Origin of the sequence: Subdoligranulum variabile (assembly GCF_025152575.1) — a bacterium.
Lineage (GTDB): Bacteria > Bacillota > Clostridia > Oscillospirales > Ruminococcaceae > Gemmiger > Gemmiger variabilis.
Genome location: NZ_CP102293.1, coordinates 375,668 through 389,347 on the forward strand (window position 1 = coordinate 375,668; position 13,680 = coordinate 389,347).

Annotated in this window: 18 protein-coding genes; 11 read left to right on the top strand and 7 right to left on the bottom strand. The window is 51.0% G+C overall.

Annotated features, from left to right (window positions below):
* The first annotated feature begins 92 nt into the window (after nucleotides 1–92).
* On the top strand, nucleotides 93–1,040 hold the full coding sequence (locus NQ490_RS01825) for a DUF1848 domain-containing protein (RefSeq protein WP_007047114.1): 948 nt from the start codon (nucleotides 93–95) through the stop codon (nucleotides 1,038–1,040).
* Nucleotides 1,041–1,324: 284 nt separating this feature from the next.
* On the opposite strand, the gene NQ490_RS01830 is transcribed toward NQ490_RS01825, so the two are convergent.
* The 4 genes from NQ490_RS01830 to NQ490_RS01845 all read right to left on the bottom strand — a co-directional run bounded on the left by NQ490_RS01830 (nucleotide 1,325) and on the right by NQ490_RS01845 (nucleotide 3,000).
* Nucleotides 1,325–1,948, bottom strand: a complete 624-nt coding sequence (locus tag NQ490_RS01830; protein ID WP_007047115.1) for a relaxase/mobilization nuclease domain-containing protein — start codon at nucleotides 1,946–1,948, stop codon at nucleotides 1,325–1,327.
* Between the two features lie 4 nt (nucleotides 1,949–1,952).
* A complete protein-coding gene (locus tag NQ490_RS01835) occupies nucleotides 1,953–2,234 on the bottom strand; it encodes a plasmid mobilization protein (protein WP_040917740.1) in 282 nt (93 codons plus the stop codon).
* 199 nt (nucleotides 2,235–2,433) lie between these two features.
* Nucleotides 2,434–2,796 (bottom strand): TnpV protein, encoded by a 363-nt coding sequence (locus NQ490_RS01840; protein ID WP_007047117.1) that lies wholly within the window; start codon nucleotides 2,794–2,796, stop codon nucleotides 2,434–2,436.
* Between the two features lie 12 nt (nucleotides 2,797–2,808).
* Nucleotides 2,809–3,000 (bottom strand): hypothetical protein, encoded by a 192-nt coding sequence (locus NQ490_RS01845; protein ID WP_007047118.1) that lies wholly within the window; start codon nucleotides 2,998–3,000, stop codon nucleotides 2,809–2,811.
* On the opposite strand from NQ490_RS01845, the gene NQ490_RS01850 reads away from it, so the two are divergent.
* The 10 genes from NQ490_RS01850 to NQ490_RS01895 all read left to right on the top strand — a co-directional run bounded on the left by NQ490_RS01850 (nucleotide 2,987) and on the right by NQ490_RS01895 (nucleotide 10,361).
* Nucleotides 2,987–3,223 carry a hypothetical protein gene (locus NQ490_RS01850; RefSeq protein ID WP_007047119.1) on the top strand — a complete coding sequence of 79 codons (237 nt, stop codon included), beginning with the start codon at nucleotides 2,987–2,989 and terminating at the stop codon, nucleotides 3,221–3,223. The genes NQ490_RS01845 and NQ490_RS01850 overlap by 14 nt on opposite strands.
* An 87-nt stretch (nucleotides 3,224–3,310) precedes the next feature.
* Nucleotides 3,311–3,442: a hypothetical protein gene (locus NQ490_RS01855; protein WP_259951430.1), complete on the top strand. Its 132-nt coding sequence runs from the start codon at nucleotides 3,311–3,313 to the stop codon at nucleotides 3,440–3,442.
* Nucleotides 3,443–3,816: 374 nt separating this feature from the next.
* Nucleotides 3,817–4,326 carry a helix-turn-helix domain-containing protein gene (locus NQ490_RS01860; RefSeq protein WP_040918120.1) on the top strand — a complete coding sequence of 170 codons (510 nt, stop codon included), beginning with the start codon at nucleotides 3,817–3,819 and terminating at the stop codon, nucleotides 4,324–4,326.
* Between the two features lie 335 nt (nucleotides 4,327–4,661).
* A complete protein-coding gene (locus tag NQ490_RS01865; RefSeq protein WP_007047122.1) occupies nucleotides 4,662–5,573 on the top strand; it encodes a helix-turn-helix transcriptional regulator in 912 nt (303 codons plus the stop codon).
* Nucleotides 5,574–5,575: 2 nt separating this feature from the next.
* Nucleotides 5,576–5,899 (top strand): TfoX/Sxy family protein, encoded by a 324-nt coding sequence (locus tag NQ490_RS01870; protein ID WP_007047123.1) that lies wholly within the window; start codon nucleotides 5,576–5,578, stop codon nucleotides 5,897–5,899.
* A gap of 2 nt (nucleotides 5,900–5,901) precedes the next feature.
* A complete protein-coding gene (locus NQ490_RS01875; protein ID WP_040917741.1) occupies nucleotides 5,902–6,543 on the top strand; it encodes a GyrI-like domain-containing protein in 642 nt (213 codons plus the stop codon).
* Entirely contained in the window at nucleotides 6,540–7,082 is a 543-nt protein-coding gene (locus NQ490_RS01880; protein ID WP_007047125.1) for a DUF3795 domain-containing protein, read from the top strand. Before NQ490_RS01875 ends, NQ490_RS01880 begins: the two co-directional genes overlap by 4 nt.
* 4 nt (nucleotides 7,083–7,086) lie before the next feature.
* Nucleotides 7,087–7,506 carry an SRPBCC family protein gene (locus tag NQ490_RS01885; protein WP_040917743.1) on the top strand — a complete coding sequence of 140 codons (420 nt, stop codon included), beginning with the start codon at nucleotides 7,087–7,089 and terminating at the stop codon, nucleotides 7,504–7,506.
* A 21-nt stretch (nucleotides 7,507–7,527) separates the two neighbouring features.
* Nucleotides 7,528–8,472, top strand: coding sequence for a DUF1848 domain-containing protein (locus NQ490_RS01890; RefSeq protein ID WP_007047127.1), 945 nt, complete (start codon nucleotides 7,528–7,530; stop codon nucleotides 8,470–8,472).
* Between the two features lie 227 nt (nucleotides 8,473–8,699).
* Nucleotides 8,700–10,361 carry a DUF6076 domain-containing protein gene (locus NQ490_RS01895; protein ID WP_147644677.1) on the top strand — a complete coding sequence of 554 codons (1,662 nt, stop codon included), beginning with the start codon at nucleotides 8,700–8,702 and terminating at the stop codon, nucleotides 10,359–10,361.
* Between the two features lie 477 nt (nucleotides 10,362–10,838).
* Here NQ490_RS01895 and NQ490_RS01900 read toward each other — a convergent pair whose 3' ends face one another.
* The 3 genes from NQ490_RS01900 to NQ490_RS01910 are packed head-to-tail and all read right to left on the bottom strand — an operon-like array spanning nucleotide 10,839 to nucleotide 13,562.
* The gene (locus tag NQ490_RS01900; RefSeq protein ID WP_040917748.1) at nucleotides 10,839–11,687 is read right to left on the bottom strand and encodes a carbohydrate ABC transporter permease; all 849 of its coding nucleotides are present in this window, start codon (nucleotides 11,685–11,687) and stop codon (nucleotides 10,839–10,841) included.
* Nucleotides 11,684–12,598, bottom strand: coding sequence for a carbohydrate ABC transporter permease (locus NQ490_RS01905; protein ID WP_007047131.1), 915 nt, complete (start codon nucleotides 12,596–12,598; stop codon nucleotides 11,684–11,686). Before NQ490_RS01905 ends, NQ490_RS01900 begins: the two co-directional genes overlap by 4 nt.
* Nucleotides 12,588–13,562 carry a hypothetical protein gene (locus NQ490_RS01910; protein WP_007047132.1) on the bottom strand — a complete coding sequence of 325 codons (975 nt, stop codon included), beginning with the start codon at nucleotides 13,560–13,562 and terminating at the stop codon, nucleotides 12,588–12,590. The genes NQ490_RS01905 and NQ490_RS01910 overlap by 11 nt, the downstream gene beginning before the upstream one ends.
* Nucleotides 13,563–13,680 lie beyond the last annotated feature (118 nt).

Here is a 13,680-nt window from a genome sequence, read left to right on the forward strand (position 1 = left end):
CTGCATGAACTAAAATGTACTCTTGGCCATTGACTGTTATTTCTTCGTATAGTTCAAATTCTTCCAGATAATCAGTCCAATGCACCCCGGAGGTGAACCCTTTGATCATCAGCGCCAGCAGGCGGACCGATATTCCCGCCTATTATGCCGATTGGTTTTACAACCGTATCCGGGAAGGCTATGTCTGCGTCCGCAATCCCATGAACTTCCATCAAGTGAGCCGCATTGACCTGTCGCCGGACGTGGTGGATGGCATCGTATTCTGGACCAAGAATCCGCTGCCGCTAATGTCTCGGTTGGAGGAACTGTGGGCGTACCCGTTCTATTTTCAGTTCACCCTGACCCCATACGGAAAAGACGTAGAGCCGGGCGTGCCCAGCAAAAATGATGTGATTCTTCCTGCCTTTCAGGAACTTTCCCGTAGGATCGGCCCCGAACGTGTGATCTGGAGGTATGATCCTATCCTGTTCACTGACCGGTACACGATGGACTACCACATTACCTTTTTCAGACAGTTGGCCCGACGGCTGGAGGGCTATACCCACAAGTGTATCATCAGCTTCGTGGACCTGTACCGCAACACCCAGGCCAACATGAACGGCCTGGGCTTTGCTCCCCTTACAGAGAAGGAAATCATGGGGCTAGCTCAACGGTTGGCCGATATTGCGGGTAAACATCATCTTGTGCTGGAAACCTGCGCGGAACAAATAGACTTATCACCATACGGCGTTGCTCACGGCCACTGCATTGACCGCACCTTGCTGGAGCAGATTGCGGGGTACCGTCTTGCATTGGAGAAAGACAAGAACCAACGCCCGGAATGCGGCTGCATGGCCAGCATCGACATTGGAATGTACGACACCTGTCGCCACGGTTGCAAGTATTGTTATGCTACGCACAGTCTGAAAACCGTTGCACGCAATACACAAGCCCACGCTCCGAACTCACCGCTGCTCTGCGGGCAGATTCTGCCGGAGGATGTGGTAAAGGAACGGGCGGTAAAGTCATATAAGGAAGAGTTTCCGCAATTTTCTTTATGATAGCAAATTTTAATGTGCACGTTAGGAAGCGCATTCACCTTTCCAAGGCATATTTATGATTCCTTTTATAAAAACCACGGAAATATATATTCTATTTGGATTTGCTTCTTTTACATACTAACGATGATTGAAGATCTAATCAAGCATACCTTTTACTATTACAGCTTATTTATTTCATCGTTAGTCTTTAGTATTTATTATATTAATTTTGTCTGCTTTATATAAATTTCAAGGGTATTCGAAAGCATAATTGTTCAATTCGTCTGGTTTGAATTGCATTTCTATCAAAATATGCTATACCGGGTAGGTTCTCCGGCCTTCTCGGCCAGGTAAAGGTTACGGGGTACGCGGTGAGCATCCTTTTTGTCTACAACCGAAAGCCCCTGCTCCCGGCAAAGTTCATCCGAGGCGTCCTGCAGGGCGCGGTAGGTCTTTTTACAGTCGTTGTACCGTTTGCCGTCCACGAAGGATACCGAGTTGATGACGAAGTGATTGTGGCAGCAGTCGGTGTTCAGGTGGGTGGCTACCAGCACCTGGAAGCGGTCTCCCCATACCCGCTTGGCCAGTTCCACCCCGATGGAGTGACACTGCTCCGGCGTGACTTCACCGGGGCGGAAACTTTGGTAGGCGTGAAAGGCCACCGTGCCGCCGGTCTTGCCGAACTGCTGCTTGGTCAGCTCCATCTGTTGGCGGGCAATCTCCGGCACACAGTTGATGCCGCTGACAAACAGCTGGCTTTCCCGGGTGGTCTTGGCATCATTGGCGGCATACTGCAGCACATCGCTCAGATCGTCCTTGCCCGCAGACAGGCCGGTCAGGTCCGGCAGGCGGGTCTTTTCTTCATTTCCGGCATAGCGTATGACCGCATCCAGACGCCCTTTCACGGGCCAGATCTTGGTGACAGCCATCTTCTCATTCCTCCTTCTGCGGCACAGTAACTGCCCTCTGGACGGCCAGCAGCGTGTTCAGAATCTCCTGCTGCACCTCCGGCGTGTTGTCCTTTTGGTAGAGAGCAGTGAGGGCGTCCAGTACCTGTCGATAGTCGGCGTTGGGCAGGTGCCGGGGCATCTGGTTGTGCAGCCGCATGCGGATGTATTGGGAGAGTGTCAGCCCGCATCGGGCAGCTGCCTGTTCAAACAGCTTCTTTTCTTCCGGTGTCACCCGGATGTTCAGTTGCACGTTTCGAGTCAACATAATTTCACCTCCATATAACAAAAGACCGGGCATCGCTGCTCGGTCTTTGCATTGTTGCGTTGTTGGATTTTCGGGGGTTATAGGGGCTTCGCCCCTTGCCAGCGTCCTGCGCTGGGGCGGCGTATGGCTTGCAAAAGCTATACAAAGCCAGTGCTCGTTACCCCTGCGGACAGGTCTTTTTGTACGGACTGAAAAGGAATCACTCCAGCGCGTCCCCGTACAGAAGGTCCGGCAGGACCGCTTCCTCGGCTGCATTCTTGATTGCATTCATGCGCCCTGCCCAGGCAAGCGGATTGGCCCGTTTGAGGGCTTCATCCACGCCCTGCTGGCGGGCCATCTGTGCGATGGTCTCCTCCACCATCTGCCGGGCGGAAGCGTCCATATCAGCCAGGTGGCTGTGCAGCGTACCTTCCAGAAGCATGAGGTCGAACAGGTCGGGACGATGCTCCCGGAGGAACTGCCGCCGCAGTTCACCGTATTTGCCGATGGGTCGGGTATCGGTTTCGGGGAGAACCAGATCGGGAATCAGATAGCCGTTGATCTCGGTGTAGGTCAGTTTCATGGTGTGCCTCCTTCAGCGTTCCGGTGTGTCCTTGTTGTAGCCGCGTTTGTGCTGCCAGGTGTGGAGCAGATGGAGGATGACCTGCTGCATCTGCTGCGGGGTGTAGTGCTTGGGGAAATACCGCTGCACATCCTCCTGATTGAGGAAGAACTTCTGCCGTTCGGTTGGGCTTTTCCTCGGTGAGCAGGTGATGCAGGTATTCACGGGTCAGCGTTCCCGTCTGGCTCATCTGTTTGAGGGTGCGGGATTGTGTGAGGGACGGTGTGGCCTGACAGGCGTCCATCTCCTCTTTGAGCATCCGCTGGTGTTCCTCGGTCAGGTAGGATATCTCCACCGCCGGATTGAAAGCGATCTGGTATTCGTCCACCATCTGGAGGATGGAAGGGATCAGATGGGTTATCATGCATCAACAAGAACAGGGAGATGAGCCTGTCTACTACCCCCCCAATTCCAAGCATTACCGCAGGAAGAAATTTTGCGTTGCCGCCGACAAAATACCGCCTGGGAAGTCCTCGTGGCAGACCGTCAAGCTGCAGTGGCACGGCATCCTGACCTGGTTATAGACCCTGCTACACTGGACGAGATTATGTTGCTGTATATTAAAGGAAAGCGGGGCGATGAAGTATGCGACAAAGCCTCCGACTGAATCTGTATACGATGTGCCAATCACCAGCTTTTGTGGTAATCCTAGTTGTTCTTACAGCATGCAACATTCTGTTTATGCAGGTACCGACTACAGCTGCAACTCTAGATGGCGCAAAGGATGCCTTTGATTTCTTGCATGGGGATATTTCTACATTGTTCTGCGCCTGTGGTATTTATGCAGGGTTTGCTGTCTGCAATGATTTACAGAACGGGCTGACACGTTACTTCTCTGCGGCTGGGATGAATCGTCGGTTCTGGCTGACGGGAAGGTATGTTTGTTGGTTGCTTGGGGCACTTTGCCTTTTGCTGGCAGATTTTGTATTAGCCATAGTATTTGCGATTCCCCTGCAGGGGTGTGAAGTGCCGCTATTCTCAATGCTCAGCCAAAATCTGAAAACAATCAGAAAATCGAAAGGACTTTCACAACAGGAGCTTGCCGTCAAACTGAATGTGGTACGACAGACGATTTCCAAATGGGAACAAGGGTTATCAGTTCCTGATTCCGAGATGCTGATTTCCATATCAGAAGTTCTGGAAACGCCTGTGAGTATCTTGCTTGGGGAAAATGTCGTTTTGCCGGAGGCAGATACCCTGAAAGCAATTTCTGAAAAATTGGAGGTGATTAATTTACAGATGGCGCAGAAAAAGAACACGAGAAGAAAAATCATTCACTGGTCGCTCATCGGACTGTGTGCGATCATCATGGCGATTTTTGTGGTTTTGTATTTTTGGAAAAGTCCTTACCAGGCATGGAATTATGCCGATCCTGAAACTGCTGTCCTCGGCGTAGCATTTCACTCGTTGGAATGGCTGTTCGTCAGAGTGGCTCCCCTTGCCTTTGTGGGAGCCATCATCGGTATCGTTCTGACGCGAAAGAAGTCTTAACTCGTATTGCTCTGCATTGACCAACCGGAGCCGAAATTCCATAAATACCTGCTGTCCCCCGGCAGCATTTACCAAGCAGAAAATCAGAAATGGTTTTCTGCTTTTCCTTTACCCATAAGCGAAAGATGGCCCCATCTAAAGCTCTGCTTACGCTTCTTTTCTCTATAGTGCTTTTCTCTGATGATAGCACCATCATAACCTGTTTGGGGCAACAAAACAAGACGCTAGGTGGGCTTTTCCCGTAGAAAAAACATTCCCGCAAAGCTAAACATGACAGACAGTTGTCCGGTTGCTATGGTATAATACAGGCAAAAGAACAAAGGGCGGTGATTGCCATGAAAATGGATCGGCTGATCGGTATTTTGTCCATCCTTCTTCAGCGGGAACAGGTCACCGCGCCGGAACTGGCGGAGCAGTTCGAAGTGTCCCGCCGTACCATCCAGCGGGACATCGAAGCCCTGGGCCGGGCAGGCATCCCCATCACCACCGCACAGGGCGCTGGCGGAGGAATCTCCATCATAGAGGGATACCGGGTGGACCGCACGGTGCTCACTGCCCCGGAAATGCAAGCCATTCTGGCGGGGCTGCGCAGTCTGGACAGCGTCAGCGGCACCCGGCGCTATGCTCAGCTCATGGAAAAGCTGTCCGCCGGAAACAGTACCCTGATATCCGGCGGCACCCACATGCTCATTGATTTGTCCTCGTGGTACAAAAGCAGCCTTGCCCCTAAAATCGAGGCCATACAGAATGCCATGGAGCAGCACCACCTTGTTCATTTCACTTACGACGCGCCCAAGGGCACATCGGTGCGCAGCGTAGAGTCCTATTATCTGGTCTTTCATTGGTCCACATGGTATCTGTGGGGCTGGTGTCAAACCCGGCAGGACTTCCGCTTGTTCAAGCTCAACCGCATGACAAACCTTTCTACCGGAGATCCCTTTACACCACGCCCAGCCCCTTTGCCGGATCTGGACCCGGAGCGGATTTATCCAACTCAATATCAGGTGTGTGTTCGTTTTACCCCGGCCTGCCGTTGGCGGCTGGTGGAAGAATACGGTGCAGACAGCTTTACCGTACAGCCGGACGGCTCCTTGCTTTTCCGTCGCGGTTTCCCGGACGCGGACAGTGTAATCAGCTGGATTCTCACCTTTGGGGATGGCGCTGAGCTGCTGGAACCTGCCGAGTTGCGGGAACAGCTGGGGGCTCTTGTCAGGCGGCTGGCCCAGCGCTATGAGAAACGGAGGTAGCTATGGCATCTCATTCTGATTATGTGGAGTATGTGGTGGAACAGCTGCGCGGTGCCGGAAGCGTCCGTGCCCGCAAAATGTTCGGGGAATACGGCCTGTTCTGTGACGGGACTTTCTTCGCCGTCATCTGCGATGACCAGTTGTTTATCAAAATCACTCCACAAGGAGAAGCAGCCTTTCCCGACCTGCCAAAGGCTCCGTCCCATGAAGGAGCAAGCGATTCCTTTGTGATTGAGGACGTGGATGACCCAACCATGGCGGTGGAATTGACCCGCATCACCTGTGAAGCGCTGCGCAAAGCGGCATCTCAAAAGCGGAGGAAATGAAGATGGCATTCGACTATAAGAAAGAATACAAGGAATTCTATCTGCCGCCCAAAACGCCGGGTATCGTCACGGTGCCTGCCATGAATTTTCTGGCGGTGCGCGGGCACGGAGATCCCAACGAGGAAAACGGGGCCTACAAACAGGCTATTGGCCTTTTGTATGCGGTGGCCTACACCATCAAAATGAGCAAGATGGGCAGCCACAAGATGGATGGCTATTTCGACTATGTGGTGCCGCCACTGGAGGGCCTGTGGTGGCAGGAAGGTGTCCGTGGCGTGGACTACACCCGCAAAAAAGACTTCTGCTGGATCTCGATGATTCGTCTGCCGGACTTCGTGACCAAGGCAGAGTTTGACTGGGCCGTGCAGGAAGCCTCCCGTAAAAAGAAACTGGACTGCTCTCCGGTGGAGTTCTTCACCTGGGAGGAAGGTCTGTGCGTCCAATGCATGCACATCGGCCCCTACGACGACGAACCAGCCACGGTAGCCGCTATGGCGGAATACGCCAAAGCGCACGGTTACACGGCGGACTTTGGTGAGAACCGATTCCACCATGAGATTTATCTGAGCGATGTGCGCCGGTGCAAACCGGAAAGCCTGAAAACTGTGGTGCGCCATCCGGTGCGAAAGGTGGAGCATGTATGAAAGGCTTCACACGGGAACATACCGAGTTCAGCCTGTGCGGTCTGAACTGCCTGCTCTGCCCCATGCAGGTAGGCGGCTACTGCCCCGGCTGCGGCGGTGGGCCGGGCAACCAAAGTTGTACTATCGCACGGTGCTCATTGGACCAAGGTGGACATACCTTTTGCAGTGATTGCTCCTCTTACCCCTGCGCCCGGTATGACGAGTTTGATGCAGCAGATTCCTTTGTGCCTCACAGCCGCCGTGCCGCCGACCTGAACCGCGCCCAGGAATTGGGGCTGGATGCCTACATAGACGAACTGCGGGCCAAGCGGGCAATTCTGGATAAGCTGCTGGCCAGCTATAACGATGGCCGCCGCAAAACCTTCTACTGCGCGGCGGTGTACCTGTTGCCGTTGGAAGATCTGCAAAACGTTGTGGCCAAGCTGGAGGAGGAATCGGAATGTTCTGTCAAAGAGCGGGCCGCTGCTGCTGTGAAGCTGCTGCAAGGGGCATCTGATGGCCATGGTGTCTGTCTGAAGCTGAAAAAGAAGAAGGGGTGATTGTGTGGCGGTTTCTAAAGTAACACGCTCGTTTCCCTGTACGGTAGAACAGCTGTGGCAAATCGTGACCGACCTGACGCATACCGACTGGCGCAGCGACCTGGCGCGGGTGGAGGTTCTGGACGAAACCCGCTTTGTGGAGCATACCAAGAGCGGCTATGCCACCCATTTTACGGTTACAACCTGTGAACCAAAACAGTTTTGGGCCTTTACCATGGAAAATGGGAATATGTCCGGCTTCTGGGAGGGACGGTTCGAGGCTGTAGAAAGTGGTTCCCGGTTGACTTGCGTGGAAACCGTCAACGGCAAGCGCTGGTGGATGCGCCCCTTTGTCTCTGGCTATCTGAAACGACAGCAGAAACTGTATATGGATGATCTGCTGCGGGAAGTGAACCGCATCACAGACGGAAATGCTGCCCCGTAATCAGTCCAATGCAACCCGGAGGTGACCCCCTTGATCATCAGCGCCAGCAGGCGGACCGATATTCCCGCCTATTACTCCGATTGGTTTTACAACCGTATCCGGGAGGGCTTCGTCTGTGTCCGCAATCCCATGAACTTCCATCAGGTCAGCCGCATTTCCTTGTCGCCGGATGTGGTGGATGGCATTGTTTTCTGGACCAAGAATCCGCTGCCGCTGATGACTCGGTTGGAGGAACTGCGGGCGTATCCGTTCTATTTTCAGTTCACCCTGACCCCCTATGGGAAAGATGTGGAATCAGGCGTTCCAAGCAAAAACGACGTGATCCTGCCTGCCTTTCAGGAACTTTCCCGCAGGATCGGCCCCGAACGGGTCATCTGGCGGTATGATCCCATTTTGCTCACCGACCGGTACACGATGGACTACCACATTACCTTTTTCAGCCAGTTGGCCCGACGGCTGGAAGGCTATACCCGCAAATGCATCGTTAGCTTTGTGGACCTGTACCGCAACACTCAGGCCAACATGAACGGCCTAGGCTTTGCGGCCTTTACAGAGGAGGAAATTGTGGAGCTGGCCCAGCGGTTGGCCGATATTGCAGGCAAACACCACCTTGTGCTGGAAACCTGCGCAGAACAAATAGACTTATCACCATACGGCATTGCTCACGGCCACTGCATTGACCGCACCTTGCTGGAACAGATTGCCGGGTGCCGCCTTGCGTTGGAGAAAGACAAGAACCAGCGCCCGGAATGCGGCTGCATGGCAAGCATCGACATTGGTATGTACGATACTTGCCGCCACGGGTGCCGGTATTGTTATGCTACGCACAGTTTGAAAACCGTTGCACGCAATACGCAAGCGCATGATCCGAACTCGCCATTGCTCTGCGGGCAGATCCTGCCGGAGGATGTGCTAAAGGAACGGGTGGTAAAGTCATGCAAGGAGGAACAGTTGCGGTTTTATTGATTTATGGTTAATTGAAAGCATTCCCCGGAGAGTGTATTTTACTCTCCGGGGAATGCTTTTGTAAATTTTTTCTGAAAGATAGGCATGGGGACAATCGTCAGAATCCTCGAATCTTGACGTGGTTCCTGCCGCGTGTTACGATGAGAAAAAGGCGTAAAGATATACGCTTTTTTTGCGTTTTTGCGATATTTTATCGCCAAATTTCGACAATTATCGAGGACCTTTTCATGCCGACAAATTTTGTCTTTCGCTTTGAAAAAGCGAATCTTTTCATTCCGTTCCAAATGCCCAACAAAAGGCAGCGGCAGGCAGCCGTAAACCGGCAAACCACACCGGAGGATGCCAGACGATCTTCCGTAATTGCGCGTATGGAGAAAATCAAAGACCAGCTGCAAATTCCGGAGTATGTGGAAGAAAACCAGCCCCGAGTATGGCTGGAAGAATCCTATGACTTGGGAGATCTGGTCTTTGCTGTGCTGGACATTCCCTGGAAGGCTTTCTACGAGAAAGCCCAGAGCCTTCTGGAACAATACAAGGACTACGAAATGGCTATCCGCACGGATCTTCTCACACAGGTGGATTGGCGCCACTATCAACCGCCGCAGCCGGAGAAGGAATCCCACGAGCCGTCGTTCAAGAAATGGTTTCCGCTAAATCTGTTTACCCGTCCGGTCAAGAAATCCTCTGCGCAGGAGACTCCTGCAGCAACAGAAGGGACATCAAACCGCACTCCCCGCACGATTGCCCAGGGATTGGCCGCTCCGGAACAAACAGCCTATTGTCAGGTGGCGCAGCTATATGACGATGTGAAGCATTCTTTAGCGGATTATCCGGCTATGGCCGCTTTGTTGGCTCACTATTGCACCAACGCTGCATCGGATTACTATTTGCAAGCCATTAAAACGCTGGACATGACAAGGCTGACCGATCTTGACCGCAGTATCATGGAACAAAACGGCTTTTTAAAGGTATTGCATCATGAGATCTATTGGTGCAATGCGCTGGTGCAGTGCAGTGAATGTGTGGAGCGCTATATGAAAAGTTTTCCTACACCCGATTTTCTCATGAAATCCTACGCCGGGATGGATGATCGGGAACTATGCGCAGCATCGGTGACCGTTCTGAAAATGATTGCTGAACAATTCCGTCTTTTGGCGGATTTCCAGCCGGAACTGGCCAGTCTGGTTCAGTACACGTTGGTGGAAGCGGATCTGCACCCGGACAAAAGCGCCGACCAGCGCTACGGGGATGCTTTGCTAGTGAGACACTCCGGTGTTGCAGCCGGGCAGAAATTATACGAACAGTTGCGGCTACGTATGCTGGGGCGATTGTCTCTGCCGCAGGAAAAAGCCTCCTCCAGAAGACATCCGGATATCGCCAGCCGCAGCTATTTTGTTGCGGACAATCTTCCGGCTGTTGCCATGGCGGAATTTGTGCAGCTGTGCAGCCAGCATGAAACCGCCCGAAAATGCCAACATTGCGGGATGCTATTTTTGTCCAAGAATACGGGTGCAAAATGCTGCAACCGAAAGAGCCCTAATGGAGGGTTGCGCACCTGCCGTGAGGTTCGCAAAGAGGAAAGAGCCAGTGAACGTGAAGTTCCGCCCCCAGTTGATGTTCTCAATAAGGTCAACAAACGGATGAACGGCAGACTTGCTCGTTCTTTGGGTATGACCACAGAGCGTCGAGCCAGCATACTGAAGAGCTGGCGCAAAGAGGTCAAACCCCTTGTGCAGGAAGCAACCGATCATCCAGAAACCTTTGATGAAGAGGCTTTTGATGCTCAGCTGTGTGAGATCTTTAATAGAGTCCGGCAGGAAGAAGCTGCCGCAGAGCGACGCGGACAAGAGGAAGCCTCCAAGAAGCGCAGATGGAAAAGAAAAGGGTAGTGGACTGCTTTTCAGCTTATATGATGGACAGATTTTCTGTTCCATTTGCATATTGGATGTTTTTCATCGCTCATTTTATGCGCTCTTTTGATAGATGGGATGAACGATGCATGATATAATAGATAAAACGATTCGCTACCATGAGGTATTTGAAATGAACAACAAAAAGCCATCCTTTGAAATCACAAATGAAATTATAGACCGCGTGGCTGAGATTGCTGAATTGGTAGGTAGATTGAATGGTAACCCACAACTTATTGCTAACCCAGCATTGCGTCGCAACAACCGCATTCGTACCATTTATGGTTCGCTTGCCATTGAACAGAACACACTTTCCTTGGAACAAGTAACAGCGGTTCTTAACGGCAAACATGTTTTAGCTCCCCCAAAAGACATTGCAGAAGTCAAGAACGCCTATGAAATCTATGATCGGCTTGAAGATCTTGACCCTTATTCGATAGATGATCTGTTAGATGCTCACGCTACTCCACTTGATTGGATTCCCAAAATCAAATATCTCTGCCCAAACAGAAAGATCAGAATTACGGGCAATAACATAAACACACTGGCCACCATAGCAATTCCAATGTCATCCTGTGTAATATTGGCGAGGAACAGGGACATGGGCCAAAGGTTTTGGCTCTTCAAAAACACCAGCGGTTGTTCAATTGCATTCCAGGCTTCAATAAAAGATAAAAGCAATGCGGACAGGATGCCAGGGATTCCAAGCGGAAGACCGATTCTTATATAGGTTGTAATGGCACCGGCACCATCCAGTTCGGCTGCCTCCAGAACGGAAACGGGAATACCGTCGAACCCCTTTTTCATAATAAAGACGGGAAAGGTGGAAACGGCACCGGGCAAGATGATGCTCCAAATCGTGTCCATGAGTCCCAACCGATCCAAAACCAAATAATCCGGCACCATGAGAACTTGAAACGGAAGCAGCATCAGAATCGTATAAATAGTAAAAAGAAGATTCCGACCTCGAAAAGTAAAACGAGAAAACGCCCATGCAGCAGGACTGGCAAGCAGAAATTGCCCAATCAATTGCGGAAATGTGAGGATACAGGTATTCCAGAACATCACAAAAAATTCTGGTGTATCCAACAGGACTTCGATCAATGGCTGTAAAGTGGGCGAATTGGGGATCAGCGGCCAATGCACCGCAGAAGTTCCGTCAAAAATTCCGCCAAGGCTCTGCGTTGCTTCATCGGTACTCATAAGCGCACCAGAAAAGATCATCCAAATCACCAGGCACACAGATGCGGCAAAGGGCACCAATACCAGATAAGGAAGACGAACTGCCTTTTTACGTTTTTTCACTCGGAACCCTCCCGCAACATTCTTAAAAATGGCAGAATTACCATAAGCAGCACAAGGGCAACAACAACAGCCGCTGCCGACAATCGACCAAGATCCAAAGAAGAAAACCAGTTGTTAAACAAATGCTGCAAGAGATAAATACTGTCATCCGGGTAATTTCCCGCCACCAGGTAGGCTTCCCGATATACCTTGAACGTGTTCAAAATACTGAGGATTGTGATAAGCCCCATGGTAGACGGTAAATTTGGCAAGGTGATTTTCCAAAAAATTTGCCAGCTGTTTGCACCGTCAACTTCGGCTGCTTCATACATGCTGGCAGGAATCGCATCCAAACCGGCCAGCCAAAGAATCATATCGTATCCGATGTTCCGCCAAAGGTAGGTTCCCACAAGTACCCCGAAAGCCGCATTGCTATCAAGGAAAGAGATTTCCGGCACTCCCCAAAAAGCCAACAGATTGTTCAAAATACCGTTCTGTGTGAAAAGAGCTTTCCATAGTAAAGAGATGCTGGCGACCGGAATTGCCATTGGCAACAGGCAAGCGGTTTGCAGCTTTTCCCCTTTTGGCAGGATTTTCCTTATCAAAAGAGCGAAAATCAAGCTGGTTACCAAAAGTAGCGGAATGCAGACCAGGATGAATCTCACTGTGTTTGCTACCGCCAAACGAAAGGCATCATTTGAAAAAATTGATTGGTAATTTTTCATACCAAGGAATTTTGTGCCCAAAGGGTTTGTGAAGCTGCGCCGAATCGTTTCTCCAAACGGCACAAAGAGGAAAACGGCAATTCCTATCAGTGAGGGAAGCAAAAACATCCATGCTTGGAACGCTTTTTTTCCCTTTCGGCGAAATGTATTCTTTTTGAAATGCGGTTTTTCGATGGGACGGGCAAACCGCTTGCGCTTAGATTTCATAGCGATATACCGTCTGCGTCTCGGAGTTCAGATCTGCTGCAACAGCGATAGCTTGGTGATCTGCAACGATCAATGTGACACAGCTGACATCATCCTGAAGGAAAGGGGCAAGAGTGTCTGTCACAATCCGCGATTCGGAATTGTTGGTGGTATCGTAGGCAACGATACCTTGATCGTCCACATAATAGAAAATGCCGTTTCGGCAGAAAGATGAGCCCTTAATAGTTGCTAAAACTCCATAGCTATCGATTTGTCCTGCCTCATCCAAAGACCGGCACTCGTTGGTTTCAAAGTCGACGTAGTACAGTTTTTTTCCATCCGATGCGTAATATCCAGCTTGGTCCGCAGCGATTCCATCTCCCCATTGTGTTACCAACGAGCCATCATACTTCAACACCATATCCTCGAAGGGAAGGGGGTGAACAGTTTCCTGCTCTTGGCCATCCTCATTCACGAAAGTTTCCGTCCTTCCACCGGTTACGGTAAAGGTGTCACCATCAATAGGATAAACGGCAGAAATTCCATCAATTGCTCCCAGCGCGGAAATATCCGCAGTTTTAAGGTCCTCGCCGCGGGCAGCATAAACAACCTGCTGTCCCTGCATGCCCAGCATGAAGCCATCCGGACGCAGTTTGATTCCCACAACAGTCTGGTCAGCCCAGGGCAGTTCTTCCTTTGTCCAGCTGTCGCCATCATCTGTAGAGACATAGGCGCAGAAGCCATCGGCTCCTTCGCGCCCCACAAAATAAATAGAGCCATCCGAAAGAACCGTACCGGCTTCGATCGAGAAATTGTTGCCAATCGAAATTTTGTTGCCTGTTGCGGCGGAATCCGTTTGTACCTGTGAAACGGAGCTCTGCGTTTTTTCTGATGGTGTACTTTCCCCAGGAGTAGAGCCGCAAGCGCACAGGGCAACAGCGAGAGAAAACGGTAAAATGGCCGATAAAAACAGATTTCGTTTCATTCGAGTTTCTCCTATTCTTTATACTTAATATATAAGTTAAAATGTGTATGAAAAAATTCTGTTTAAGATTTGAATATGTCGGAATCGTGCATACAGACAAAGAAGGTTTACTGTGGTT